The sequence below is a fragment of the Halorubrum kocurii JCM 14978 genome, assembly GCF_000337355.1.
Classification (GTDB): Archaea; Halobacteriota; Halobacteria; order Halobacteriales; family Haloferacaceae; genus Halorubrum; species Halorubrum kocurii.
This window is the reverse complement of sequence record NZ_AOJH01000084.1, coordinates 22,170-46,360: the sequence shown is the minus strand read 5'-3', so window position 1 is coordinate 46,360 and position 24,191 is coordinate 22,170. Positions and strand designations below refer to the sequence as shown.

The following is a 24,191-nucleotide window of genomic DNA, read 5'->3' as shown; positions in this document are numbered from 1 at the left end:
GAGTCCGTCATCGAGATGATCTTCGAGGTCGTCGAGACGCTCGACCTGGAGGTCGAGGTCGCGCTGGCGACCCGCCCCGACAAGTCCGTCGGCGGCGACGAGATCTGGGAGTCCGCGGAGGAACAGCTCCGCGACGTGCTCGAGTCCGGCGGCTACGACTACGACGTCGAGCCCGGCGACGGCGCCTTCTACGGCCCGAAGATCGACTTCGGCTTCGAGGACGCGCTGGGGCGCGTCTGGGACGGCCCCACCGTCCAGCTCGACTTCAACATGCCCGACCGGTTCGACCTCACCTACACGGGCGAGGACAACGAGGACCACCAGCCGGTGATGATCCACCGGGCGCTGTACGGGAGCTACGAGCGCTTCTTCATGGTGCTCATCGAACACTTCGACGGCGACTTCCCGCTGTGGCTCGCGCCCGAGCAGGTCCGCATTCTGCCCGTCTCCGACGAGACGCTCGGCTACGCGCACCGCGTGAAAAACGAGCTCGAGGACGCCGGCTTCCGCGTGGAGGTCGAGGACCGCGACTGGACGGTCGGCCGCAAGATCCGCGCCGGCCACGACGACCGGCTCCCGTACATGGTCATCGTCGGCGACGACGAGCAGGAGGCGGGCACCGTCTCGGTCCGCGACCGGTTCGAGAACCAGCGCGGCGACGTCGGCCTCGACGCGTTCGTCGACCACCTCGTCGCCGAACGCGACGAGAAGCGGACGGAACCGGACTTCGTCGACGACGAGTAATCCGCGAGACCGCGAGGGGGCGTCGTTCTCCGGCCCGGCTCTCGGGTTCCGTCGTGTTTTTCATGTTGCTCCGGAAAGCGCACTCCATGGGAGACGCATCCGCGCTGACCGAGCGAGAGGCCGAAACGCCGGACGTCGGCGAGCTGACGCCGCCGGACCGGACGCTGATGGGGCCGGGGCCGAGCGACGTCCACCCGCGCGTGCTCAAGTCGATGAGCACGCCGCTGGTCGGCCACCTCGACCCCTCGTTCGTCGAGATCATGAACGAGGTCCAGGAGCTGTTGCGCTACACGTTCCGGACCGACAACAAGTGGACGATCCCGGTGTCCGGGACGGGATCGGCGTCGATGGAGGCGGCCGTCGGCAACCTCGTCGAACCGGGCGACACGATGCTGGTCCCGACGAACGGCTACTTCGGCGGGCGGATGAAGTCGATGGCGGAACGCGCGGGCGGCGAGGTCGTCGAGGTGTCGGCGCCGTGGGGCGAGCCCCTCGATCCGGTCGACGTGGAGCGGGCGTTCGACGAGCACCAGCCGGACGTGTTCGGGTTCGTCCACGCGGAGACCTCGACCGGGGTCCTCCAGCCGAACGTCCCCGAGCTGACAGAGATCGCCCACGAGCACGACGCGTTCGTGATCGCCGACTGCGTCACGTCCCTCGGCGGCGTCGAGATGCGCGTCGACGAGTGGGGGATCGACGCCGCCTACTCGGGCCCGCAGAAGTGCCTCTCGTGTCCGCCCGGCGCGAGCCCGCTGACGCTCAACGACCGTGCGATGGACAAGGTGCTCGACCGGGACGAACAGCCGCGGTCGTGGTACCTCGACCTCTCGCTGCTCGAGGGGTACTGGGGCGAGGACCGTGCGTACCACCACACCGCGCCGATCACGAACGTGTACGCGCTCCGCGAGGCGCTCCGACTGGTCGCCGAGGAGGGGATCGAGGAGCGCTGGGCGCGCCACCGGGACGTCGCCGGCGACCTGAAGGCCGGGCTCCAGGAGCTCGGGCTCGAGATGAACGCCCCCGACGAGTACTGGCTCCCGAGCCTGAACGCGGTACGAGTGCCCGACGGCGTCGACGACGGCGCCGTCATCGATCACCTCCTCGAGGAGTACGACCTCGAGATCGCGTCCGGCCTGGGCGACCTGGAGGGCGACGTCTGGCGGATCGGCTGTATGGGTTACTCCGCCCGCCCGAAGAACGTCGAGTACGTCCTCGCGGCGCTGGAGGACGCGCTGGCGGAGCAGGGGTTCTGAGCGGTCGAGCCGCGGCGCTCGTCGCTCCCCGTCCGGCCCACCAGCGAGGGGTTTATCAGTGCGTATCTCTCCACTCGGTAAGGGCATGAACGATCTACGAACCGGACTGAGCTACGGGGACGTCCTGCTCGTTCCGCAGCGGTCGCCGGTCGACAGCCGGAGCGACGTGGACCTCTCGTCGCGGCTCACGCCGACTATCGAACTGGAGACGCCGCTGGTATCCGCGGCGATGGACACGGTCACCGAAGCTGAGCTGGCGATCGAGCTCTCTCGTGCGGGCGGGCTCGGCGTCCTCCATCGGTTCCTCACCGTCGACGAGCAGGCCGCACAGGTCGAACGAGTGGCCGCCGCCGGCGAGCGGGTCGCCGCCGCCGTGGGGATCAACGAAGACTACGTGGCCCGGAGCGCCGCGCTGGTCGCGGCCGACGTGGACGCGCTCGTCGTCGACGTGGCCCACGGACACCTCGAGCGGACGATCACGGCTGTCGAGGAGATCGCCGAGGAGTTCCCGGAGACGGATCTCGTCGCCGGGAACGTCGCGACGCCCGCGGGCGTCGAGGACCTCGCGGCCGCCGGCGCCGACTGCGTGAAGGTCGGTATCGGCCCCGGCTCGCACTGCACCACGCGAAAGGTCGCCGGGGCCGGCGTCCCGCAGCTGACCGCGGTCGATGACTGCGCGTCGGCGGCCGAGAAGCTGGACGTGACGACCTGTGCCGACGGCGGGATCCGGACCTCCGGCGACGCGGTGAAGGCGCTGATGGCGGGGGCCGACACGGTGATGCTCGGGAGCCTCTTCGCCGGCACGGAAGAGGCGCCCGGCGCGGTCGTCGAGGTCGACGGCACGCGGTACAAGCGCTCGCGCGGCATGGCGACGACCGCCGCCGCCGAGGACCGCGACGACAAGGGGGCGGACGTCGTCGCCGACGAGGGCGTCGAGGCGCTAACACCGTACAAGGGGCCGGTCGCGACGGTCGCCGAGGAGTTCTGTCAGGGGATCCGATCGGGACTGTCGTACTGCGGCGGCCACACGGTCGAGCGCGCCCGCGACCGGGCGGAGTTCATCCGCGTCGCGCCGGGCGCGAAGGAGCGCGAGGGGTTCCACACCGACGACGACTGGGAGGGAGTCAGCGTGGACAGCGAGACGAAGCGAGTCGCCGACTCGACCGGCGAGACGGCGGCCGAAAGCGACGACTGAGCGAGCGAAACGGCGGCTGAAAGCGACGACTGAGCGGGCGGCCGCGAGCGTGTGACTGCGAGGCGTTCTCACGGGGCGCTTTTGACACCGGCAGGACACGTCCAGGGCATGACCGACGCCTTCGGACGCGCCGTTCGCGATCACCACCGCGGCGAGCGGACCGCTCCCCTCCGCCAGGGCGACGGCGAGGCGACGCGCGACCACCCGATCGAGGCGTTCTACTTCGACGCGTTCGACCCCGAGAGCGACGCGGGGTCGTGGCTGACGTCGCGGGTGACGGGGCCGCTCGTCGACCTCGGCGCCGGCGCGGGCCGCCACGCGCTGTGGTTGCAGGAGCGGTTCGAAACGGTCGCCGTCGAGACCAGCGCGGCGCTCGTCGAGACGATGCGCGCCCGCGGCGTCGCGGACGCCCGCGAGGGCGACATGTTCGCCCTCCGGGAGGCGTTCGAGCGAGACCGGTTCGCGTCCGCGATCGCGATCGGCACACAGATCGGTCTGGCGGGGTCGATGCGGGGGCTCTCGGCGTTCCTCGGCGACCTCGCGTTCGTGACGACGCCCGACGCGACCGCCGTGGTCGACTGTTACGACCCGAACCACCTGGGAGCCGCGGACCTTCTCGGGTACCGCGAGGACCCGACGCCGGGGCTCGCGCACCGGGTCATGTGGTTCGCGTACGACGGCGAGACGGACCCGACGCTCCACTTCAGGCTGTTCTCGCCGGATCGACTTCGCGAGGCGGCGCTCGGGACCGGGTGGGAGATAGAAGCGATCGACCGCGACGGGACCGGAGAGGGGCCGCACTACCGGGCCGCGCTTCGGAAGCGGTAGGCGGGCCGCGGCGCCGCCGGTCGCGCTCTCCCGCCTACCACGCCGTCAGCGCGGCCCTCCCGTGGTCGTGGGCGAGGACGGCGAGGAAGGCGAGCACGCCGGTGACCGCGAACGCGCCGCCGACGTAGAAGACGGACGCCATGCTCACCTCGACCATCAGCCACCCGGCGATCAGCGGGCCCGCCACCGAGCCGGGGCGCCAGACGAGCTCGCGGATCCCGAAGCTGGAGGCGACGCCGCCGTCGTCGGTTCCCTCGTCGGCGAACAGCGCCATGCTCGCCGGCTCGCGGAAGGAGTCGGCGACGCCGAGCAGGCCGGAGAGCGCCACGAGCGGCAGGTAGGCGGGCGGCAGCGCGCCGAGCAGCGGGACGGTCACGCCGGCGCCGACGAACGCGCCCGCGACCGGTGCGAACGGGATACAGACCGCGACGAGGCCGTAGGCGCCGCCGCCGGCGAAGACGAACAGCGAGCGGCCGTAGGCGTCCGAGAGCCGGCCGGTGAACAGCTGGCCGACCATGTTCGTCGCCTTCTCGGCGGTGACGGTGACCGCGACCGCGGTCGCGCCGACCGCGAGCCCGCCCGCGGCCAGCTCCGTGCCGGCGTAGATCGGGACCCACGTCCGCACCATCGTCACGGCGAAGGCGTACTGCGCGCGGAACGTCGAGATGGTGACGATCTTGCGGTTGACGGCGAGGTCGGCGAAGGGGAACCCCTCGACCCGGGTCGGGTCCGAGTCGAGGAACGCCCACGTGACCGTCCACGCGAGCACCATCAGCGCCGCGATGACGGCGAACACCGGCCCGAACCCGACCGCGTCGTACACCGCGCCCGCGCCGAGCGACCCCAGGATCGATGCCGCGAAGGAGGCGGCGTTCGCCTTCCCGATCTTGTCGGCCCGCGTGCCGACGTCGGCGATCTGGCCGACCAGCGAGAGCGTCATCAGCCCGGCGCCGGTGACGACGATCCCCTGCAGCGCGCGGACGAGGATGATCGTGCCCGAGGAGTCGACGAGCGGGAAGAGCGCGTAGACGACCGCGCCGACGCCGAGGACGCCGAGCAGCACGAGCCGCTTGTCGAACCGGTCGCCGGCCCACGCGAGCGGGACCACGGCGACCGTCTGCGCGAGGGTGAACCCGGTGGTGTACATCCCGATGACGAAGCCGGCCGAGATCGTGACCCCCAGCACCGTCGTCGCCTGCGGGTCCAGCGTGTTGATGTACGTCGGCAGCAGCGTCAACAGCGTGATGAAGCCGAACCCCTCGGCGAACCGCGTGAGGTAGAGCGCCCAGAACTGCGATCGGATCGCTCCGTTCGCCGCGTCCGCGTTGCTCACACCGGATCGGCGCGCAGCGTTTTAAAAGGAATTTCGGTTCGAAAGGCGCGGCGCGACCGCCGCCGGAGTTATGCGGCGCGCGCTCCGTCTCCCGGCCATGGGCGACCCAGCCTGCGACCGTCGGTTCTGTCCCGAGTGCGACCTCGCGGTCGCGCGGGCGGACGACGTCTGCCCCGACTGCGGCGCGCCGATCGACTCTCCCGCCGAGTGACGGTCGAGACACTACTCCTGCCGAGTGACGGTCCGGACCCTACGACAGCGTGTCGGTGAACTTGTCCCGGCGGAAGAGGTCGATCTCCTGCGCGGACGACCCCTGGCGCGTGACCGCGAACGCGATCGCCTCGGCGACCTCCTCGGGCTCGGTCACCGTCCCGGGCTCGAACCGCTCCTCGAACGGCTCGCCGTCTTCGCTGCCGAACTCCGTGCGGACCTCGGAGGGGTTCACGACCGAGACGGCGACGCCCTCGTCGCCGACCTGCGCCGCGACGCTGTGCGCGAAGCCGCGCACCCACCACTTCGTCGCGGCGTACACCGGGTTGAACGAGCGCGGGTACTGGCCCGCGAAGCTCCCGACCACGACGAGGGTCCCCTCGCTCTCTTTTAAATGCGGGAGCGCTTCCCGCGTGAGGAAGAACGTCCCGTCGACGTTCGTCTCCTGCATCCCGAAGTACTCCTCGTCCGTCATCGTCGCCACGTCGCTGCCCCGGCCGATCCCGGCGTTGGAGACGACGGCGTCGAGCCCGCCGAACCGGTCGACGACCGCCTCGACCGCCGCCTCGCTCGTCGCTCGGTCGCGGACGTCGCCGTCGACGACCAGCGCGCTCGCGTCGTGTTCGGCCTCCAGCTCCGCCGCCAGCGACTCCAGCGCGTCGCGTCGGCGGGCCAGCAGGGCGACGTTCGCGCCGCGAGACGCCAGCGCGTGCGCCGTCGCCTCGCCGATCCCGGAGCTCGCGCCCGTCACCAGTGCCGTCGCGTCGTCGAGCGGTGCCATGGGTACGTCGTCGGCGACGTCGCTGATAAAAGGTCGCGTCGCGGTGAACGCGGGGGTCGTTCGTCGACCCCGCCGACCGGCGGAACCGCGACGTCGCCCGACTCAGCGTCTGAACGAGCTGACGTGCCGGTGGTTCGGGTCCGCGCGCATGTCGACGTGCCCGCAGTTGACGCAGCGCCACACGTACGCCGCCAGCCGCGCGGCCGAATCGCCGCCGTCTATCGGTTCGCTCCAGTCCTGTCCGCACCGCGAGCAGGCGTCGGGGCGGTATTTGCTCTCGATCGACGCCTCGCCGTCGGCGGCGTCGGCGACGTCGGCGATCGTGATCCCCCGCGCGACGGCGCGGACGTCCTCGTCGCTCATCCGCGGCCGAAGCTCGTTTAAATAGTCCTGGATGCGGTCGGCGCGGTCGCGGAGGCGGCCGTACCGCTCGTCGTCCGAGGGGTCGCCGTCGGCTCGCCACTCGTACGCCGAGATCACGACCGTGGTCCGGTAGTAGAGGTCGAGCAGCAGGTGATAATTCGCGCGGTTGAACAGCGACTCGACGGAGTCGGCGAGCTCCGCCTCGAACACCGGCCGTTCGATCTCGCGGTCGTACCTCGGTTCCGGCGTCGCAGTCGACCGGTCTCGGATCCCGGCCACGCGGCAGTGAGGCGCCTCCGCTCCGACTCGTTCGAGTACCGGCTCCGCTCCCCCGTCGCCGAACGAGTGCTCCACCACGACGACCGCGATACCGGCGTCGAACGCCTCGACGAACTGCGACCGCGTCAGCGCCCGCCGGACCTCGCGGTCGTCGAGCCACAGTTCGTAGAGGTCCGCCCTCGTCCTGTTCGATTCGCAGACGACGACCCCCGACGCCGGGAGCTCCACGGGGATCACCCACGGACCGGCGATCGACCGGCCGACCGGGCTCGGCGGTCGGTCATCTCACTCGTTCCCCGCGGCGGCCCCCGGCGCCGACTCCCGCATCGACTCCGAGAGGTGTCGTGGTTCGACCGAGAACGAGTGGACGGTGGCGAGGTCGTCCACGAGCGAGATCGCGGTCTCGATCGACCGAGTCGCCCGGCGGAGCTCCTCGCCCGGTCCGTCGTCGACCGCCGCGTCCAGGTGCTCCTTCGCCTCCCGCAGCGGGACCCCGAGGTCCTCCGCGAGCACCTCGCCGAACTCCGACAGGTGTCGTTCGATCGACTGCTCGTGCTCCTTCGACTCGGTCACGTCCTGGACGAACGCGACCGCGTGCGTCACGTCGCCGCTCGCCCCGACGACGGGGGCGACGTCGATCCGCCCCCAGAAGGGCGTCCCGTCCGCGCGGTGGAGCACGGCGGTCCGCGAACGGTGGTCCCCCGCCTCGAGCGCCCGCTCGAGCGCTCGCACGCGATCGCCGTCCGTGGCGTCGCCGACGAGCACCGAGAGGCTCTCGCCGGCGATCGAGTCGGGACCGTACCCCGTGATCGCCTCGAACGCCTCGTTCGCGTACGTCACCGGTCTCTCGGCCCCGGTCGCCTCGTGGATCGCGATCCCGACCGGCGCCGCCTCGACGGCGCGGTTCTTCAGCCGGAGCTCCCGCTCGCGGCGCTTCCTGACCGTGACGTCCGTCGCGATGCCGACGATACGCGTCAGCTCGCCGTCCTCGTAGACGCCGGACGCCCGGTCGTGGACCCATCGGACCTCGCCGTCCGGCCGGACCACCCGATACGTCTCCTCGTACGCGTCCGGGTCCTCGCACTGCTCGGCCAGCGCCGCCTCGACCCGCTCGCGGTCGTCGGGATGGACCGCCTCGACGAACGAGGTGGCGTCCTCGTCGAGCGTCCCGGGTGAGCGCCCCCAGACGGTCTCGTACGAATCGGTGACGAAGTCCATCGCCCCCTTGTTCGGGGCGGTCATCCAGATGACCTCGCCGGCGTTCGCCTGGATCTGATCGAGCATGCCGGCTCGCTCCTCCCGCTCCGTCACGTCGAGGGTCAGGCCGATCACGCGACTGACGGCGCCGGTCTCGTCCAGCAGCGGCTGGAGCCACGCCTCGAGCGTCGCGTCGCCCAGGTCGACGAGGTCGTGGCTGGACTCGCCGGCGAACGCGGCGTCGACGGCGCGGCGAACCCGCGGTCGGTCGCCGAAGACCTCCGCGACGTCGTCTCCGGGGGCGACCCGACCGCGGAGCCGCCGCGACAGGGTCTCGCCGCGGACCGTCGACACCGTCCCGTCGGGCTCGACCTCGAACAGCGTCAGGGGCGCGCTGTCGACGACGGTCTCGACCGCCTGTCGGAGCCGCAACAGCTGGCCCTCGCGTTCCCGGCGGTCCGTCACGTCTCGACCGATGCCGACGATGCCCCGCGGCGTCCCCTCGGCGTCGGTCACGAGGGCCCCCGTGAACTCGATCGGCGTCGCCGCGCCCCCCTTCGAGATCAGCTCCACCTCGACGGTGGCCGTCCCGGTCTCCAACACGGTCTCGATGGCGTCACCGACCCGATCTCGGTCGGCGCCGGCGAACAGCTCCAGCGCGTGCTTCCCCTCCAACTCGTCGTCGTCGTACCCCGCGATCTCGCGGAAGCGGTCGTTCCACCGCATGAGCGCGCCGTCCGTGTCGAGGGTGTAGAACGCGTCGTCGATCGCGTCGAGCAGGCGTCCGTTCGCGTCGGCGGCCAGCGGCGGCCGCGGCGGCGTGGTCGCGACCGTGTCCATCCGGCGAGCGAGCAGCGTCGGCTCGTCGACGCCCTCCCGGCGGACCAGCACGTCGGTCGCCCCGGCCGCGAGCGCGTCGTCGATCGCGGCGTCGTCGGCTACGACCGCGAGCGACGGGACGCCTGGACACGCCTCGCGGATCGCGACGAGGGTTTCGGCACCTGACGCCGGCGTCGGCTCGCAGACGATCAGCCCCACGTCGGTCGGCTCCGGCGAGGCGTCTTCGATGGCCGCGGGATCGACGGTGACGACGCGGTCCGGTCCGTCCACGACCGTCGACTTCGCGGCCGCTTCCCGGACCCGGTCCCCGGCGTGGCCGACGTGAACGACCGTCCGAACCGATTCAGTTCGAGGCTCCATACGCGGCCGACTGCGGTGAGGGATAAAAGTCTATAACTCAAATTATCAGGACGAGCATCGCAGCGCTCTCTCGGGTCGCGCGGCACCCGCTCAGGTCGCGCGTCACGGTGACGCGTGCGGTCGGCGATGGCGGACGACGAGAGCGATCGCCTCAGTACCCGTCGAGACGGGCCGAGCTCACTCGTTCTGGACGAACTCGCCCGAGCAGTCGTACTCGATCAGCTCGACGGTCCCCTCGGCCTCGACCGTCCCGTTGTAGGGGTCGGTTCGCTCGTACAGCTGGGAGACGGTCACGTTCTCGACGCCCGTCTCGTGGGTGCGGTTCCACTCCGCACAGATGTAGTTCGCGAGGTACGAGCGGTGGTTCTCGTTGTCGGTCGAGTAGACGTTGGTGAGGTACTTCCGCCAGCGCGCGCTCGGATAGGTGGTCTCCGCGCGATCGGGGCGGTCGAAATCCACCGCCCCGTCTCGGAACACGTCCCGTTCGGTCCCGTTTTCGAGGGTTCCGGAGACGACGAACCACCGCGTCGTGTGGGTGGGATCGGGCGCGAACATCCGCCAAGACTGGTCCATCTCGACGGCGCCTAAGACGTCCTCGCCGGGCTCGGGAACCTCGGTGTAGTCGACCGCCTGCGCGCTCGAGAGGACGACCAGAACGAGGAAGACGTACGGCAGCACCGTCGAGAAGAGGACGCGTCCGCGGGCGAGGCCCGCCGAGAGGTCCGCGTCCCGCAGGCCGGCGAGGCGCTCCGACGCGGTCGGTCGGGGGAGTGACGCCCCGAGCGAGGGAAGCGACGCGCCGAGCGAGAGGAGCGCCCTCGTCCGGGATTCGAGCCCGGCACGCCAGCGCGCGATCGGCGTCGACGGGCCGAGACCAGCGACGGCGCGCTCGGCGGCGTCCCAGACGGGCGTCTGGAAGAACGGAATGAAACCGACGACGACGACGACCGGGAAGAGACCGATCGGCATCGTGACAAGCATTCCGAGGTGCATGCCGACGAACAGCGAGGCGACCGCGGCGCGCGGGACCCCGGTGAGCAGGAGCAACAGCGGCGACGCGAACAGGAGCACGAGCCACAGGGCGGTGAGCGCGCGCAGCAGGCCGGGGAACTCGGCGATGTGGTTGCCGAGGAGGTAGGTGAAGTGGTCGGCCTGCATGACGTAGACGACCGCCTCGCCGCTCATCCAGAGGTCGCCCTCGTACTTGTGGACGGCGTTGGTCAGGTACATCACGAGCATCTGCAAAAGCAACGCCAACGCGGCGACGGTCGCCACGGCGGGCCCGATCGAACCCGCAATTCCGGCGTCGGTGTCGTCTTCCGGCGCGTCCGCTCGCCTGACGGCGTCGACCGACCACCGTGCACCGAGCGGGAGGAAGACGCTCCAGAAGAGCAGCATGCGCAGCAGGCTGTCTCCCGAGTTCAACAGCATCGGGTTCCGAGCGTGCAACGAGAGCAGCAGCACCCACGAGACGGCCGTGACGAGTCGCGTCCGGTACCCGACGAGCAGCGCGAGCGCGAACGCGCCCGCGCCGACGAACAGCAGCGCCACGGCCCACGGCTCGCCGACGAGCGCGTGCAGCGAGTGGCTCGCCGAGTAGTCCGAGGCGAACGCCCGGCGCGGAAGCACGCCGTAGTCGGTGTAGAAGGCGGTCAGCGAGCGCGAGCGCAGCGCGAGGTCCGCTATCAACAGCGCCCCGAGCCCGATCCGGAAGGCCGCGAGCGCGCGCAGATCGATCGCGACCCGCGCGGCGAACGCCGCGGAGAGCCGGTCGACGGCGTCTGAGACCCGCGATCGGGGACTGCCGGTGGAGGGGCTTTGATTCATGAGTTCGTGACTCGTCGTTCAGGGGGACTCCAGCCTGACCCGGCATAAGCTTGTTGTGGACCGACCGGAAGCATGAACTGCGGAGGGTCCCTACTTCGGGCACGCGATGCCCACGGAGCCCCCCGACGACGAGTCGATCATCCTCTTCGACGGCGTCTGTAACCTCTGTAGCGGGTTCGTGCAGTTCGTCCTCCCCCGCGACGAGGAGGGCAAGTACCGCTTCGCCTCGCTTCAGTCCGACGCCGGGCAGGCGCTGCTCGCCGAGCACGACCTGCCGAGCGACGAGCTCGAGTCGGTCGTCCTGATCGAAGACGGCGAGAGCTACGTGAAGTCGTCGGCGATCATCCAGATCGCAGCGGGACTGGGGGGTGCCTACCGGCTCCTCTCCCCGTTCCGGTACGTCCCCCGATCGGTCCGCGACCGGGTCTACGACTTCGTCGCCGACAACCGATACCGATGGTTCGGCAAGAAGGACCGGTGTATGATGCCGTCCGGGGACGTCGAGTCGCGGTTCTTGGAGTGAGCGGGGTCGCTCGGTACTCTCCCGGTCTGTCACTTATAAATAGCTCAGCCGCTAACAGCCTGACTCGGGATCGCTCGGTGAGAAAGCGGGCCGGGCGCGATTTTGAACGACGCGAAGACGGCCGCTCGCTTCGCTCGCGCTGCGACTTCTCTCATTCAAATCGCTTCCGTCCGGTTCCCTCACCGCATCGCCGTCGCTCTGCGGTTCAGGGTACGGGCCGGGCGCGATTTGAACACGCGACCGACGGATTAAGAGTCCGTCGCTCTCCCTAACTGAGCTACCGGCCCTCACTCAGTCGTATCCGTGTCGACGTAAAAGGCCTTTTCATTCGCCGGCGGGCGGACCGCGTCGATCAGTTCGGAAACCGACGGATGAAACCGGGACACTCCAACCGCGACGGCCGCGGACATGGGAAACCGTTATCAACTACGGTTGTGTACTACGTGTCGTATGTCAGACAACCCAATCAGCGAACGTATAGATCGTCGGACGCTCCTCCGCGGGGCCGCCGCGGCCGGCGTCGTCGGCATTGCGGGCTGTTCGGATAACGGCGGCGACGGCGGTGACGGCGACGATGGCGGCGATGGCGGCGACGGCGGCGACGTCATCCGCTGGCACGCGGGCGGGACGGGCGGGACCTACTTCCCGCTGTCCGGCGAGTTCGAGGGAGTCATCGAGGACAACACCGACTTCCCCGTCGAGGTCTCCTCGACCGGTGCCTCCGTCGAGAACGTCGGCAGCCTCGGCAACGGCGACGCCGACTTCGCGATGATCCAGAACGACATCGCCTACTTCGCCCGTAACGGTGAAGCGCTCGACGCGTTCGAGGGCTCCGCGGTGGAGAACCTCCGCGGCGTCGCGACGCTGTACCCGGAGACCATTCACGTTCTCCTCAACCCCGATGCGGACGTGAGTTCGCTCTCCGATCTCGAGGGGATGCGCGTCAACACCGGCGACCTGGGCAGCGGGACGCAGGTGAACGCGCTCCAGATCCTCGAGTCCGCGGGCGGGCTCACCACCGACGACTTCGACGAGCAGAACACCGACTTCACGCAGGCGGCGAACCAGCTCCGCGACGGCGACGTGGACGCCGCGTTTGTCGTGGGCGGTTGGCCCGTCGGCGCGATCGAGGAGCTCGCGACGACCACGGACGTCCAGATCCTCAACATGTCCGGCGAGGAGCGGCAGGCGGCCCGCGACGACGCCTCGTGGTTCGCTGACGACACCATCCCCGCCGGCACCTACGACGGCATCGACGAAGACGTCGACACCGTCTCCGTGCAGGCGATGATCGCGACGCGGTCGGAGTTCTCCGCCGACACGGTCGAAGCGGTCACCGAGGCCATCTTCGAGAACCTCGGCCAGCTGTCGATCAAGACGGACTTCATCACGGTCGACTCGGCGCAGGACGGCATGTCGATCGAACTGCACGAGGGCGCGGCCCGCTACTTCGAGTAACGTGCCCCTCCGGTCACGACTTCCGTTGGGTGGGCGCGGACCCGCCCTCATCGTCGCCCTCGTGGCGGTCCTGACGATCGCGACGGGAGTGGCGTTCGGCGTCGGCGCCGTCGACACCGTCGGCGGCGAACCGACGCTGGTCGTGACTGCCGAGAACGGCACCGAACTGATGACTGTCCCGGTCTCAGACGAGACGGAGGTCGTCATCGAGTACACGCACAGCGTCGAGAAGACGACCGTTCGCGACGTGTACGTCCCGAGAGACGGCGAGCTAGTCATGACCCGGATGGAGTTCAGCTCCTTCGGGGCCGGGCTCCCTTCGCGGGCGGACGTGACGGTCCGGGACGGTCGGTACGTCTATGCCCCACCGGCCGAATCGTACCCGACACTGCACCTGAAGACGGGTGCCGTCGCCGACCACGACCTGATCGTCGGTGACGAGCGGTACGACATCGCGGGGATGAGCGACGGCGGCGCGGTCGAGCTGACGGTCGAACGGCGGCTGTTCCCGGGACTGTAGCCGCCGTCGCCGCGCCGAACGCGGAGCTGCGGACGCGTGACTGAGCACCTGAAGGTGACACAACTGTGACGACGAACACATCAGACGGCATCGAACCTGACGCAGAGGGGACCGAGGCGGCAGACCAAGTATTCGAGGAGATCGACAACCGGCGATCGCTAACGGGGGTCCCGCTGGTCGCCGTGGCGGCCGTCGGTATCCTCTTTTCGGCGTTCCAGCTGTGGCTGGGCGCGCGCGGGTTCGTCTTCGAGTTCACCATCCCCGGCTTCGGCACGGTGCGGCTCGCGTCGCTCGCGTCGCTCCAGATCCGGGCGATCCACGTGAACTTCGCGCTCGTGATGGCGTTCCTCCTGTTCCCCGGCTCGACCGGGTCCGGAGCGATCACGCGCCGGATCGGGGCGCTCCCAGCACTCGTCCGAGAGCGCGCCGGTGACTCGGCGGCGACACGAGTCGCGGAGGCGGTCCGGGGGGCGGTCTGGTGGGGCTTCGTCGACGAGGAGTCCACGCGGATCACGCCGTCCGATCTCGCGTTGATCCTGCTCTCGACGTTCCCCACCGCCTACTACGTCACCCAGTACGACGAGATTACGGACATCATCCGCGTGCGGGGCCTCAACGGCGCCGGAACGCTCGGAGAGATCGTCCCGTGGCTCTCGTTCGCGGAGGTCGGCTTCCTCACCGAGTACAGTTTCGCGTACCTGATGGGCGTCCTCGCGATCCTCCTCGTGTTGGAGGCGACGCGCCGGGCGCTCGGGCTCCTCCTGACGCTGCTCGTGAGTCTCTTTCTGCTATACGCCAAGTACGGCTACCTGCTGCCGCGGGACCTGCCGGTGGCCCGGACGTTCGCCACCTCCCAACTGCGGTGGAACCAGATCGTTCAGAACCTCTGGTACACGGTCGAGGGGATCCTGGGCGTGCCGGTTGGCGTCTCGGTGCGGTTCATCTACATCTTCATCCTGTTCGGCGCGTTCCTGGAGATGTCCGGCGCCGGCAAGTGGTTCATCGATCTCGCGTACTCGATCACGGGCACGCGGAAAGGTGGCCCCGCGAAGGCGAGCGTCGTCGCGTCCGGGTTCATGGGAATGCTCTCCGGCTCCTCGGTCGCGAACACGGTGACGACCGGGGCGCTGACGATCCCGCTGATGAAACGCTCCGGGTACTCGCCCGAGTTCTCCGGCGCGGTCGAGTCGTCGGTCTCTTCCGGCGGGCAGATCCTCCCGCCCGTGATGGGCGCGGCCGCGTTCCTCATCGTGGAGTACACCGGAACGCCGTTCCGCGACGTGGTCATCGCCGCGACGCTGCCGGCTATCGCCTTCTTCTTCGGAATGTGGGTGATGGTTCACTTCGAGGCCGCGAAGTACGGCATCGGCGGGCTCGACCGCGACCAGCTCCTCGATATCGGGCCCCACATGCGCCGCGGCTGGTTCTACCTCGTCCCGCTGGGACTCCTCCTGTACTACCTCGTGATCGCCCGCCTTTCGGTGGGGCGTGCCGGGTGGCTCACGATCATCGCGACGGTGGCGCTCATCGCGATGGTCGCCGCCTACAACGAGCGGACGGGTCCGTACCTTGTCGGAAGCATCTTGGCCGGTTACGCGCTGTTCGTCGTCTCCTTGGTCTCGCTCGGCGTGACACCGATCGGACTCGCGTACGGCGCCGAGGCCGCGGAGTACGGCGCGGTGGGCGCGCTCAGCGAGGCCGCCACCTCGCTACCGACGATCATCGCGGCGATCAGCGTCGTCTTCCTCCTCGCGGACCCGCGCGGAGACGCGCCGCTGCTCGACCTCGACGACGGCGTGGTCGACGCGGCGGCGTGGTTCGACGAGCGGACCGACTTCGACATCGCGTCGTCGCGGGCCGGTCAGTTCGGCTCGTTCGTGCTGAAGGCGATGGAGTCCGGCGCGAAGACCGCGACCATCGTCGTGGTCGCGGTCGCCGCCGCTGGGATCATCCCCGGCGTCATCGGCATCACCGGGCTCGGCGGCAGCCTCCGCGCGCTCATCATCAGCGTGAGCGGCGGATCGCTCGTCCTCCTGTTGATCCTCGCCGGTCTGGCGGCCGTGATCGTCGGGATGGGCATGCCGACGACGGTGATGTACATCATCATCGTCGTGCTCCTCGGTCCCGTCCTCCCCGAGTTCGGGATCGCGATCCTCGCGGTCCACCTGTTCGTGCTCTACCTCGGGCTGATGGCCGACGTGACGCCGCCGGTGATGGTCGCCGCCTACGCCGCGGCCGGGATCGCGAAGTCCGACCCCTTCGACACCGGCAAGCAGGCGTTCCTGCTCTCGCTGAACAAGATCCTCGTTCCGTTCGCGTTCGTGTTCTCGCCCGGGATCCTGCTGATCCGCACGACGGACGGACAGGGGTCGGTCTTGACCGGCGCCGACTTCGCCGACCTCGGCTTCTTCCTCCCGGAGGTCGTGGCGCCGATCGTCGCGGTGTTCGCCGGCGTGTACGCGCTCGGCGTCGCGATCATCGGCTACTACCACACCGACGTGCGGTCCGGGTCGCGCGTCTCGCTCATCGCCGCCGCGGTGCTGCTGTCGGTCCCCGGGATGGTGTTGCTCCCCGCCAGCGCTGCGTTCGGGATCGTCGGCGTCGACGTCGCCCTGTACTCGGTCACGAACGAGCTCGTCGCTCGGGGCGTCGGCGCGGCGATCCTCGTCGTCGGCCTCGTCCGGAACCGGCGGCGCGCGGGCGGCGACGACTACGAGGAAGAAGCGTCGAACAGGCGCGGGCAGCGGGACTCCTCGACGGCGACCACGCGGTAGGTCCCCCTCGCGCCGAGAGCGCACTCGTTAAGTGTCGTCCCGCGGAAATCACGGGCAATGAGTAGTGGGGCATCCGGATCGGCGCGAACGCGATACGCGATCCTCGGCTGTGGGAGCGTCGGGCACGCCGTCGCGGAGGACCTGACCGGTCGCGGCAAGGACGTGCTGATCCTCGACCGCGACGAGAGTCGGGTCGAAGCGCTCCGCGACCAGGACCTCAACGCCCGCGTGCAGGACATCGCCGACCCGGACGTGGTCGAGGCGCTCGACGACCGGGACATCGTGCTGATCCTAGCGAGCGACGTCGAGGCCAACAAGGCGGCCGTCTCGGCGGTGCGCGACACCGGCGGCGACCACTACGTCGTCGTCCGGGCCTCGGACCCCGTTAGCGAGGACGAGCTGCGCGAGCGCGGCGCCGACGTGGTGATCAACCCCTCGACGGTGATCGCGGACAGCGCGCTCCAGTCGTTGGAGACCGGCGAGCTGGAGTACATGGCGCGCCAGCTCGCGGAGATCATCGAGGGCGGAGACGGCCGGATGGCGATCCTGACCCACGACAACCCGGAGCCGGACTCCATCGCGTCGGCGACCGCACTGCAGGCGATCGCGGACGCGTTCGGCGTCGAGGCAGACATTCTCTACTCCGGGGACGTCGGCCACCAGGAGAACCGCGCGTTCGTCAACCTCCTCGGGATCGACCTCGTGGCGCGCTCGGACGCGCCCGACCTCGCGGAGTACGGGACGGTCGCCGCGGTCGACCTCGCGAAGTCGGCCGAGGACGGCTTCGACTTCGACGTCGACATCGACATCTACCTCGACCACCTGGAGGCGGAGGTCCCCTTCGACGCCCGCTTCGTCGACGTGCGGACCAACGTCTCCTCGACGTCGACGATCCTCACGAAGTACCTCCAGGAGTTCGACCAGTCGCCGACCGAGGCGGTCGCGACCGCGCTCCTCTACGGGATCCGCGCCGAGACGCTCGACTTCAAGCGGGACACGACGCCGGCCGACCTGACGGCGGCCGCCTACCTCCATCCGTTCGCGAACCACGACACGCTCGAGCAGGTAGAGTCGCCGTCGATGAGCCCCGAGACGCTGGACGTGCTCGCCGAGGCGATCCAGAACCGCGAGGTGCAGGGGAGTCACCTCTTCTCGACGGCCGGGTTCATCCGCGACCGCGAGGCGCTCGCGCAGGCGGCCCAACACCTGCTCAACCTGGAGGGGATCACGACGACGGCCGTGTTGGGGATCGCCGACGACACGATCTATCTCGCCGCGCGCTCGAAGGACATTCGGCTGAACATCGGCAACGTCCTCGACGAGGCGTTCTCCGAGATGGGCGACGCCGCCGGTCACTCGACGCAGGGCTCGCTCGAGATCCCGCTCGGCATCTTCACCGGGATCGAGTCGAGCGGCGACAACCGGGAGACGCTGCTCAACCTCACCGAAGAGGCCGTCCGCCGGAAGCTGTTCGACGCGTTCGGCGTGGAGGGCGGCGGCGAGAGCGGGAACGGGTCGTGAGACCGCCGGAGCGGTTTTGCCCCGCCGGTGCGTAACGGGAGCCAGCGACGACGCTCACGATGTACGTCCCCGAAGACCCGCCCGAGACCTGTCCCGCCTGCGGCGACCCGTACGCCTCGGTGTCGCGACACGACGACGGGTTCGTCGTCAACCTCCTCGACAACGAGCGCTACCGTCGGGTGTGTTTCCACCCGGTCGATCCGGCGGTCGACGCCGACGCCGCGTTCGACTGCTTCCACCACACGCACCGACAGACCGGGAGCTCCGCGGTGGAGTAGCGCGTCGAAAGATTGGCGTCGGTTCCCGCGACCGGCGATCGAGCGCTAGAAGCCGTCGCCCTCGGTTATCGAGGTGTACGAGCCGATCAGCGCGCCGGTGAGGTCGACGTTCTCCAGCGTGACGCCCTCGTCGAGCACGGAGTTGCGGATCTTCGAGTCCGTGATCGTGGCGTCCGGGAAGACGACCGAGCGCTCGATCGTCGAGTCGGTGACGGTCGCGCCCGACATGACGTGGACCACGTCGCCGAGGTCGGAGTTCTCGACCGTGGCGTCGTCGGCGACGAGCGTCCCGCCCTCTAAGGCGTACTCGACCGCGTCGAGGTAGCTCTCGGCGGTGCCGATGTCGAACCACGCGCCGTCGAAGGTGTACGCGTGGACCGCGCCGCGGTTCTGGAGCCACTGGAGGAACCATCCCGGCTCGTCGGGGTTCTTCCCCTCTTCGAGGTACGTCTCGAGGTCGGGGAGCGTCTCGGCGGGGAACGCGTAACACGCGATCGAGACGAGCGTCGACTTGGGGTCGTCGGGCTTCTCCTGGAAGTTCACGACCTCGTCGCCGTCGAGCTCGACGAGCCCGTACGACTTGGCGCGCTCGCGGTCGCCCACGTCGTAGGCGGCCAGCGTCGGCGTCCCCTTCGACTCGAAGAAGTCGGCGAACTCGGCCAGATCGAAGCTGATCATGTTGTCGCCGGCGACGACGACGAGGTCGTCGTCGACGTTCTCGCGCTCGACCAGCTGGGCCAGCGCTCCGACCACGCCGAACTTCTCGTCCTCCTCGACGGTCTCCTCGACCGAGAGGGTGGGCTTCTCGAACGGGCTGTCGGCGAGGTAGTCGGCGAACGTGTCGGCGAAGCGCTCGTTCGTCGAGACGAACACCTCGTCGACGCGGTCGTCGGCCTCGAAGTCCTCGAAGATCTCGTCGATAACGGTGTTTTCGCCGACCGGCAGGAACATCTTCGGTCGGGTCTCGGTGATCGGCCAGAGCCTGGTCGCATACCCCCCTGCAAGTACAACGGCTTTCATGTCACCTTCGTCTCACCCCGGCGTCATACCTTTTGCGCTCGTGTCAACGGCGAGAAACGGGATCAGAGTTCTCCACGCGAGGACGAGCCCGATCCCGACCGGCGACCGGACGCCGACTACTCGCTCAGCCGGTCGGTGTCGATGGTGACGCCGGGCGGCGTGACCACGAGGAACCCGCGGAAGTGCATCAGCTCGCCGCCCATGTCCTTGACCTCGCGCGCGAACCCCGCGGCGAGCTCGTTGAGGTCGCCGTCAACGGACAACACGAGGGTGTTGCCGTAGTCGACGCTGCGGACCCACTCGTCGGAGTCGGTGGTCCCGTCGAGGACGCCGAGGACGACGTCGCCGGCGGCCGCGAACGCCTCGTCCATCTGCTCTTCGGCGTCGCGCAGGTCGAGGTCCCAGTCGCTCATACCTCAGGGTTGCGAGGCGGCGGCAAAAACGTTCGGACGCGGAACGTCGCCGCCCCGGCGCGGAGTCGTTAAGTACGCGCCGACCGCAGCGAGCGTATGGAACGCACGCGGCGGTCCCTGCTCGCGGGCGCGGCGTCGGTCGGCGTCGTCGGCGCGGCGGGGTGTCTCGGCGGTGGTGGTGGTGGCGGCGGCGGACTGAGCTTCGACGCCGGCGCATACGACTGTGACCTGACGGAGCCGAGCGACCCGGACCTCGACTACCGACCGACCCTCGGGAACCCCGACGCCGACGTGACTGTTCAGGCGTTCGAGGACTTCACCTGTGGCCACTGCGCGACGTACAGCCTCGATCACTTCCCGACGATCCGCGAAGACTACATCGAGCCCGGCGACATCCACTACGAGCACTGGGACTTCCCGCTCCCCGTTGACGAGCAGTGGGCGGTCCCGATCGCCAGCGCGGCTCGCGGCGTGGGGGACCGTCACGGCGACGAGGCGTTCTTCGAGTTCGCCAAGGCGGCCTACGAGTCGCAGGGGGCATACGGTGATGGCAGCAGCGTAGACACCATGCCGGGCGGCGCCGACCCCTGCGCGGTCCTCGCCGACGCGGAGTTCACGGCCTACGAGGAGGCGTCGGCGAGCGACAAGTCCGAGGGCGAGTCGATGGGCGTCAGCGGGACGCCGACGATTTTCGTGAACGGCGAGGCGGTCGACACCTACGAGGCAGAGACGGTCGCGGCGGCGATCGACGAGGCGCTGTAGGGCGATCCCGGGGCGTCCGACGCCTCACACTCCCGAGCGTCGGCCTTTTGAGCGTCCGACACGTTTTATAAATGAATGACGGAGGACGACCGCGGCGAGCGACGACGGCTGGGCGGCGTCGTACTCGCCGTGCTGATCTCGCAGGTCCTTTTATACCCCGGAGTGCCGGATCTGGTCGTCGCGCTCGGGGCGCCGGCCGGCATCGACGCCGGGATGTGGTTCCTCGTCGCGGAGTTCGGCGCGTTCGTGACCTTCGCGGTCGTCTGGGGCGCCGCGAGCGACGCGCTCGGCCGGCGGGCGCCCCTGATCGTCGTCGGCGCGCTCGGGGGCGCAGCCTCGTACGTCGCGCTCGCGATGGTCCCTGAGTTCGGGTTCGGCTTCCGGGCGGCGCTCGCGGTCCGGATCGGCGGCGGCGCCCTCACCATCGGCGCCTTCTCGCTGGCGATCACCTCGCTGATGGACCTGGGCGGCGGTAACGGGCGCAACATGGGGGCTGCGGGGGTCGCGATCGGGCTCGGCGCGGCGGTCGGCTCGGTCGTCGGCGGGGCGCTCGCCGACGCGAACGCGTTTTATCCCGTCTACGCCGGCGCCGCGGTACTGGCCGGGTCGGGCCTGCTCGCGGCCACCGTCGACGACCGGGCCCTCACGGAGCGAGCCGTCGTCGATCAGTCGGCCGAGACGGGCGCCGCCGGCGCGGATCGCGTCCGGAACGAGGTCGGCTTCCGCGACGTGCTCGCCCGAGCACGGACGACCCGCGGCCTCATGGTCCCGCTCGCGTTCGGCTTCGTCGACCGGCTCACGGCCGGGTTCTTCGCGCTTGTGGGGGTCTACTACTTCCAGGACCCGGCGACGTTCGGCCTCTCGGCGGCGGCCGCGGGGGCGACGCTCGCGCTCTTCTTCGTCCCCTTCGCGCTGCTGCAGGCCCCGTTCGGCGCCCTTTCGGACCGGATCGGACGCTTCCTCCCCGTCGTGGTGGGGTCGATCGCGTACGGCGTCGTCACGATCGGCGTCGGCGCGGCGCCGGTCTACCCGATTGCGGCCGCGCTCATGGTGCTGGTCGGGGTCTGCGGCGCGCTGATGGCCCCGGCGACGATGGCGCTCGTCACGGACCTCGTCGAGCCGGAGGCCCGCGGCGCGGCGATGGGCCTGTTCAACGTGTTCGGCTCGCTCGGCTTCCTCGCGGGCTTCCTCATCGGGGGAAGCGCGACCGAGGCGTTCGGGTACGGCACCGCGTTCCTCGCCGTCGGCGGCCTCGAGCTCGCCATCGCCTTGGCGCTGTTCCCGGCCGTGAGAGCGATCGCCCCCGGCGGCGGCCTCCTCGGCCTCGGCGGCACCGGGCGGTCACACTCGGAGTGACCCCCCGCGAGCGACGCGGGAGGAGGCCCGAACCGCAGCGCGCGGCCGGCCGAGTCGAGTCCTTTTAAGGCGCTCGTCCCCTCCGTACCGACGATAGATGGACTTCCTCGTGGTGGGCGCGGGCGAGATCGGCCGCTGGATCGCCGACACCGTGTCGGCCGACGAGTCGCCGGTCGACGCGACCGTGGCCTTCGCCGACCGCGACCCGGCGGTCGCCGCCGACGCGGCCGCCGACCGCGACGCGGAGGCGGTCCCGGCCGACGGCGACACGACCCACGACGCGGTGTGTCTCGCGGTGCCGATGTCGGCGGTCCCCGCCGCCGTCGAGGCGTACGCGCCCCGCGCGGAGCGAGCGATGCTCGACGTCTCCGGCGAGATGACCGACGCGGTCGCGGCGATGCGCGAGCACGCGCCGGACCGCGAGCGCGCGAGCTACCACCCGCTGTTCGCGCCGCCGCGGGTCCCCGGCAACGTCGCCGCGGTCGTCGACGCGGAGGGGCCGGTCGTCGGGGGGATCTCGGCCGCGATCGAGGCCAGGGGCAACGAGGTGTTCGAGACGACGCCCGCGGAGCACGACGAGGCGATGGAGACGGTGCAGGCCGGCGCGCACGCGGCCGTGCTCGCGTGGCGGCTCGCCGGCGGGGACGTGCGGGAGGAGTTCCACACGCCCGTCTCGGCCGCGCTCGACGAGGTCGCCGACACGGTCACCGAGGGGTCGCCCGCGGTGTACGCCGAGATCCAGCGCGCCTTCGACGGCGCCGACGACGTGGCCGCGGCGGCCCGCGAGATCGCCGACGCCGACTCCGAGGCGTTCGCCGCCCTCTACGAGCGCGCCCGCGGCGACCGCGAGGGGCGGGAGCGACACGAGTGAGCCGACCGACCACGCCAGTGATTTCATGATAGACAGAGCAGCCGTCCGGAACAACGCCAACTACCTGCGCAACGTCAGACCGATCGACCCAGAGGAGATCGCGGAGTACATCGAGGGAGGCGCCCACCCGGCGGTCGTCCGCGAGACGCTCCGCGAGGAGGCGTTCGACCTCAGGCTCCGGGAGCGCGAGGACGGCGCCTTCGAGCCCGTCCCCGAGGAGCCTGTCCCCGACCCCGGCTGGGCGCCGGACGCGCTCCCCGAGCGCTACTCGTTCGCCCTCGAGGACCTGCTCGTCCGTGAGTTCGGCGCGAACTGGCACCGCGGGGAGTCCGGAGACGAGCTGCGCGAGGCGGTGCGCCGGCTGAAGGACGACTACCTCTACGGGAACGACGTGGCGTACGACCGGGTCGCGGCGCTCGGGTACGCGGTCTACCATCTCCCGGCCTACTACGCGACGATCGGCTACGTCCTCGATGACCTCGTCGAGAACGGGCTGCTCGACCGGACCCTCCGCGTCCTCGACGTGGGCGCGGGCGTCGGCGGCCCCGCGCTCGGCCTCCACGACTACCTGCCCGACGACGCGGTGGTCGACTACCACGCCGTCGAGCCGAGCGCGGCGACGGACGTGCTCGACCGGCTGCTCGACGAGACGGGGCGGAACTTCCGACCGACGATCCACGAGGAGACGGCGGAGACCTTCTTCGGACTCGACGGCGGAGCGGCGGGGGACGAGGCCGACGGGGGCGCCGCCGACGAGTTCGACCTGGTCGTGTTCGGGAACGTCCTCTCCGAGCTCGACGACCCGGCGGAGGTCGTCGAGGCCGCGCTCGACCGGCTCGCCGACGACGGGAGCGTCGTCGCGTTCGCGCCCGCCGACCGCAACACCGCCATGGGGCTCCGCGAGGTGGAGCGCGCGGTCGCGACCCCCGAGAGCGGCGTCGAGACGTACGCGCCCACGCTCCGACTGTGGCCGGACGCGACCCCATCGGACGGCGGGTGGTCGTTCGACGTGGCCGACGACCTCGGGGTCCCGCCGTTCCAGCGCCGGCTCGACGAGGCGGCCGAGCGTGGCTCCGCGGACGAGCCGGGCGAGTTCGTCAACGTCGACGTGCAGTTCGCGTACGCGATCCTCCGCCCCGACGGAACGCGCCGGGTCGACGTGCAGGCGAACGCCGGCCGCTGCGCGCGCATGGCCGACTCGGAGGAGCACGTCACCGGCCGCGTGAACTACCTCGCCGTGAAGCTGAGCCACGACCTCAGCGACGGCGACAACGCCCTCTACCGCGTCGGCGACGGCTCGCAGACGGTCGACCACTACCTCGTCTGCACGCGAGAGACAGTGCTCAACGACGACCTCCGGACGGCCGACTACGGCTCAGTGGTCTTCGTCGAGAACGGGCTGGTCCTCTGGAACGACGACGAGGGCGCGTACAACGTGGTCGTCGACGACGAGACGGTCGTCGACCTCGTGGCGCCCTGAGCGGG

The 24,191-nt window shown here is 70.1% G+C and carries 20 protein-coding genes, 1 tRNA gene and 1 pseudogene; 14 read left to right on the top strand and 8 right to left on the bottom strand.

What is annotated here, in order from left to right:
• From C468_RS13920 to C468_RS13905, 4 genes are all read left to right on the top strand, one after another.
• On the top strand, positions 1 to 744 hold a 744-nt coding region (locus tag C468_RS13920), incomplete at its 5' end, for a threonine--tRNA ligase (RefSeq protein ID WP_008849538.1).
• An 86-nt stretch (positions 745 to 830) separates the two neighbouring features.
• Positions 831 to 1,997 carry a pyridoxal-phosphate-dependent aminotransferase family protein gene (locus tag C468_RS13915; protein ID WP_049912240.1) on the top strand — a complete coding sequence of 389 codons (1,167 nt, stop codon included), beginning with the start codon at positions 831 to 833 and terminating at the stop codon, positions 1,995 to 1,997.
• Positions 1,998 to 2,082: 85 nt separating this feature from the next.
• On the top strand, positions 2,083 to 3,192 hold the full coding sequence (locus C468_RS13910; RefSeq protein ID WP_008849536.1) for a guanosine monophosphate reductase: 1,110 nt from the start codon (positions 2,083 to 2,085) through the stop codon (positions 3,190 to 3,192).
• 108 nt (positions 3,193 to 3,300) lie between these two features.
• Positions 3,301 to 4,020 carry a class I SAM-dependent methyltransferase gene (locus C468_RS13905; protein WP_008849535.1) on the top strand — a complete coding sequence of 240 codons (720 nt, stop codon included), beginning with the start codon at positions 3,301 to 3,303 and terminating at the stop codon, positions 4,018 to 4,020.
• Between the two features lie 34 nt (positions 4,021 to 4,054).
• Here C468_RS13905 and C468_RS13900 read toward each other — a convergent pair whose 3' ends face one another.
• From C468_RS13900 to C468_RS13880, 5 genes are all read right to left on the bottom strand, one after another.
• Positions 4,055 to 5,353: an MFS transporter gene (locus tag C468_RS13900; protein ID WP_008849534.1), complete on the bottom strand. Its 1,299-nt coding sequence runs from the start codon at positions 5,351 to 5,353 to the stop codon at positions 4,055 to 4,057.
• Positions 5,354 to 5,603: 250 nt separating this feature from the next.
• Positions 5,604 to 6,344 carry an SDR family oxidoreductase gene (locus tag C468_RS13895; protein WP_008849532.1) on the bottom strand — a complete coding sequence of 247 codons (741 nt, stop codon included), beginning with the start codon at positions 6,342 to 6,344 and terminating at the stop codon, positions 5,604 to 5,606.
• Positions 6,345 to 6,446: 102 nt separating this feature from the next.
• Positions 6,447 to 7,214 carry a response regulator receiver protein gene (locus tag C468_RS13890; protein WP_152422931.1) on the bottom strand — a complete coding sequence of 256 codons (768 nt, stop codon included), beginning with the start codon at positions 7,212 to 7,214 and terminating at the stop codon, positions 6,447 to 6,449.
• 57 nt (positions 7,215 to 7,271) lie between these two features.
• On the bottom strand, positions 7,272 to 9,383 hold the full coding sequence (locus C468_RS13885) for a PAS domain-containing protein (RefSeq protein ID WP_008849530.1): 2,112 nt from the start codon (positions 9,381 to 9,383) through the stop codon (positions 7,272 to 7,274).
• A 177-nt stretch (positions 9,384 to 9,560) separates the two neighbouring features.
• Entirely contained in the window at positions 9,561 to 11,210 is a 1,650-nt protein-coding gene (locus tag C468_RS13880) for an HTTM domain-containing protein (RefSeq protein ID WP_008849529.1), read from the bottom strand.
• Between the two features lie 106 nt (positions 11,211 to 11,316).
• Between C468_RS13880 and C468_RS13875 the strand changes: the two genes are divergently transcribed.
• A complete protein-coding gene (locus C468_RS13875) occupies positions 11,317 to 11,733 on the top strand; it encodes a thiol-disulfide oxidoreductase DCC family protein (protein ID WP_008849528.1) in 417 nt (138 codons plus the stop codon).
• Positions 11,734 to 11,946: 213 nt separating this feature from the next.
• Here the strand turns inward: C468_RS13875 and C468_RS13870 are convergent.
• A tRNA-Lys gene (locus tag C468_RS13870) sits at positions 11,947 to 12,020 on the bottom strand.
• A 163-nt stretch (positions 12,021 to 12,183) separates the two neighbouring features.
• Between C468_RS13870 and C468_RS13865 the strand changes: the two genes are divergently transcribed.
• The 5 genes from C468_RS13865 to C468_RS13845 all read left to right on the top strand — a co-directional run bounded on the left by C468_RS13865 (position 12,184) and on the right by C468_RS13845 (position 18,284).
• Complete coding sequence (locus C468_RS13865; RefSeq protein ID WP_008849527.1) at positions 12,184 to 13,191, top strand: TAXI family TRAP transporter solute-binding subunit; 1,008 nt, start codon at positions 12,184 to 12,186, stop codon at positions 13,189 to 13,191.
• A gap of 25 nt (positions 13,192 to 13,216) precedes the next feature.
• Positions 13,217 to 13,711 carry a DUF1850 domain-containing protein gene (locus C468_RS13860; RefSeq protein WP_394295476.1) on the top strand — a complete coding sequence of 165 codons (495 nt, stop codon included), beginning with the start codon at positions 13,217 to 13,219 and terminating at the stop codon, positions 13,709 to 13,711.
• A gap of 65 nt (positions 13,712 to 13,776) precedes the next feature.
• Complete coding sequence (locus tag C468_RS13855; RefSeq protein ID WP_008849525.1) at positions 13,777 to 16,485, top strand: TRAP transporter permease; 2,709 nt, start codon at positions 13,777 to 13,779, stop codon at positions 16,483 to 16,485.
• A gap of 57 nt (positions 16,486 to 16,542) precedes the next feature.
• Positions 16,543 to 18,006 carry a DHH family phosphoesterase gene (locus tag C468_RS13850; RefSeq protein WP_008849524.1) on the top strand — a complete coding sequence of 488 codons (1,464 nt, stop codon included), beginning with the start codon at positions 16,543 to 16,545 and terminating at the stop codon, positions 18,004 to 18,006.
• Positions 18,007 to 18,065: 59 nt separating this feature from the next.
• Positions 18,066 to 18,284 (top strand): hypothetical protein, encoded by a 219-nt coding sequence (locus C468_RS13845; protein ID WP_008003684.1) that lies wholly within the window; start codon positions 18,066 to 18,068, stop codon positions 18,282 to 18,284.
• A gap of 45 nt (positions 18,285 to 18,329) precedes the next feature.
• On the opposite strand, the gene C468_RS13840 is transcribed toward C468_RS13845, so the two are convergent.
• Together C468_RS13840 and C468_RS13835 are read right to left on the bottom strand one after the other, a co-directional pair.
• A complete protein-coding gene (locus C468_RS13840) occupies positions 18,330 to 19,304 on the bottom strand; it encodes a sugar phosphate nucleotidyltransferase (RefSeq protein WP_008849523.1) in 975 nt (324 codons plus the stop codon).
• A gap of 119 nt (positions 19,305 to 19,423) precedes the next feature.
• Positions 19,424 to 19,717, bottom strand: a pseudogene (locus C468_RS13835) (DUF5779 family protein); the annotation flags it as partial.
• A gap of 96 nt (positions 19,718 to 19,813) precedes the next feature.
• Between C468_RS13835 and C468_RS13830 the strand changes: the two are divergent.
• The 4 genes from C468_RS13830 to C468_RS13815 all read left to right on the top strand — a co-directional run bounded on the left by C468_RS13830 (position 19,814) and on the right by C468_RS13815 (position 24,186).
• Entirely contained in the window at positions 19,814 to 20,479 is a 666-nt protein-coding gene (locus C468_RS13830) for a thioredoxin domain-containing protein (RefSeq protein WP_008849521.1), read from the top strand.
• Positions 20,480 to 20,554: 75 nt separating this feature from the next.
• On the top strand, positions 20,555 to 21,835 hold the full coding sequence (locus C468_RS13825; RefSeq protein WP_008849520.1) for an MFS transporter: 1,281 nt from the start codon (positions 20,555 to 20,557) through the stop codon (positions 21,833 to 21,835).
• Positions 21,836 to 21,932: 97 nt separating this feature from the next.
• The gene (locus tag C468_RS13820; RefSeq protein ID WP_008849519.1) at positions 21,933 to 22,706 is read left to right on the top strand and encodes a prephenate dehydrogenase; all 774 of its coding nucleotides are present in this window, start codon (positions 21,933 to 21,935) and stop codon (positions 22,704 to 22,706) included.
• A 25-nt stretch (positions 22,707 to 22,731) separates the two neighbouring features.
• The gene (locus C468_RS13815; RefSeq protein ID WP_008849518.1) at positions 22,732 to 24,186 is read left to right on the top strand and encodes a small ribosomal subunit Rsm22 family protein; all 1,455 of its coding nucleotides are present in this window, start codon (positions 22,732 to 22,734) and stop codon (positions 24,184 to 24,186) included.
• Positions 24,187 to 24,191 lie beyond the last annotated feature (5 nt).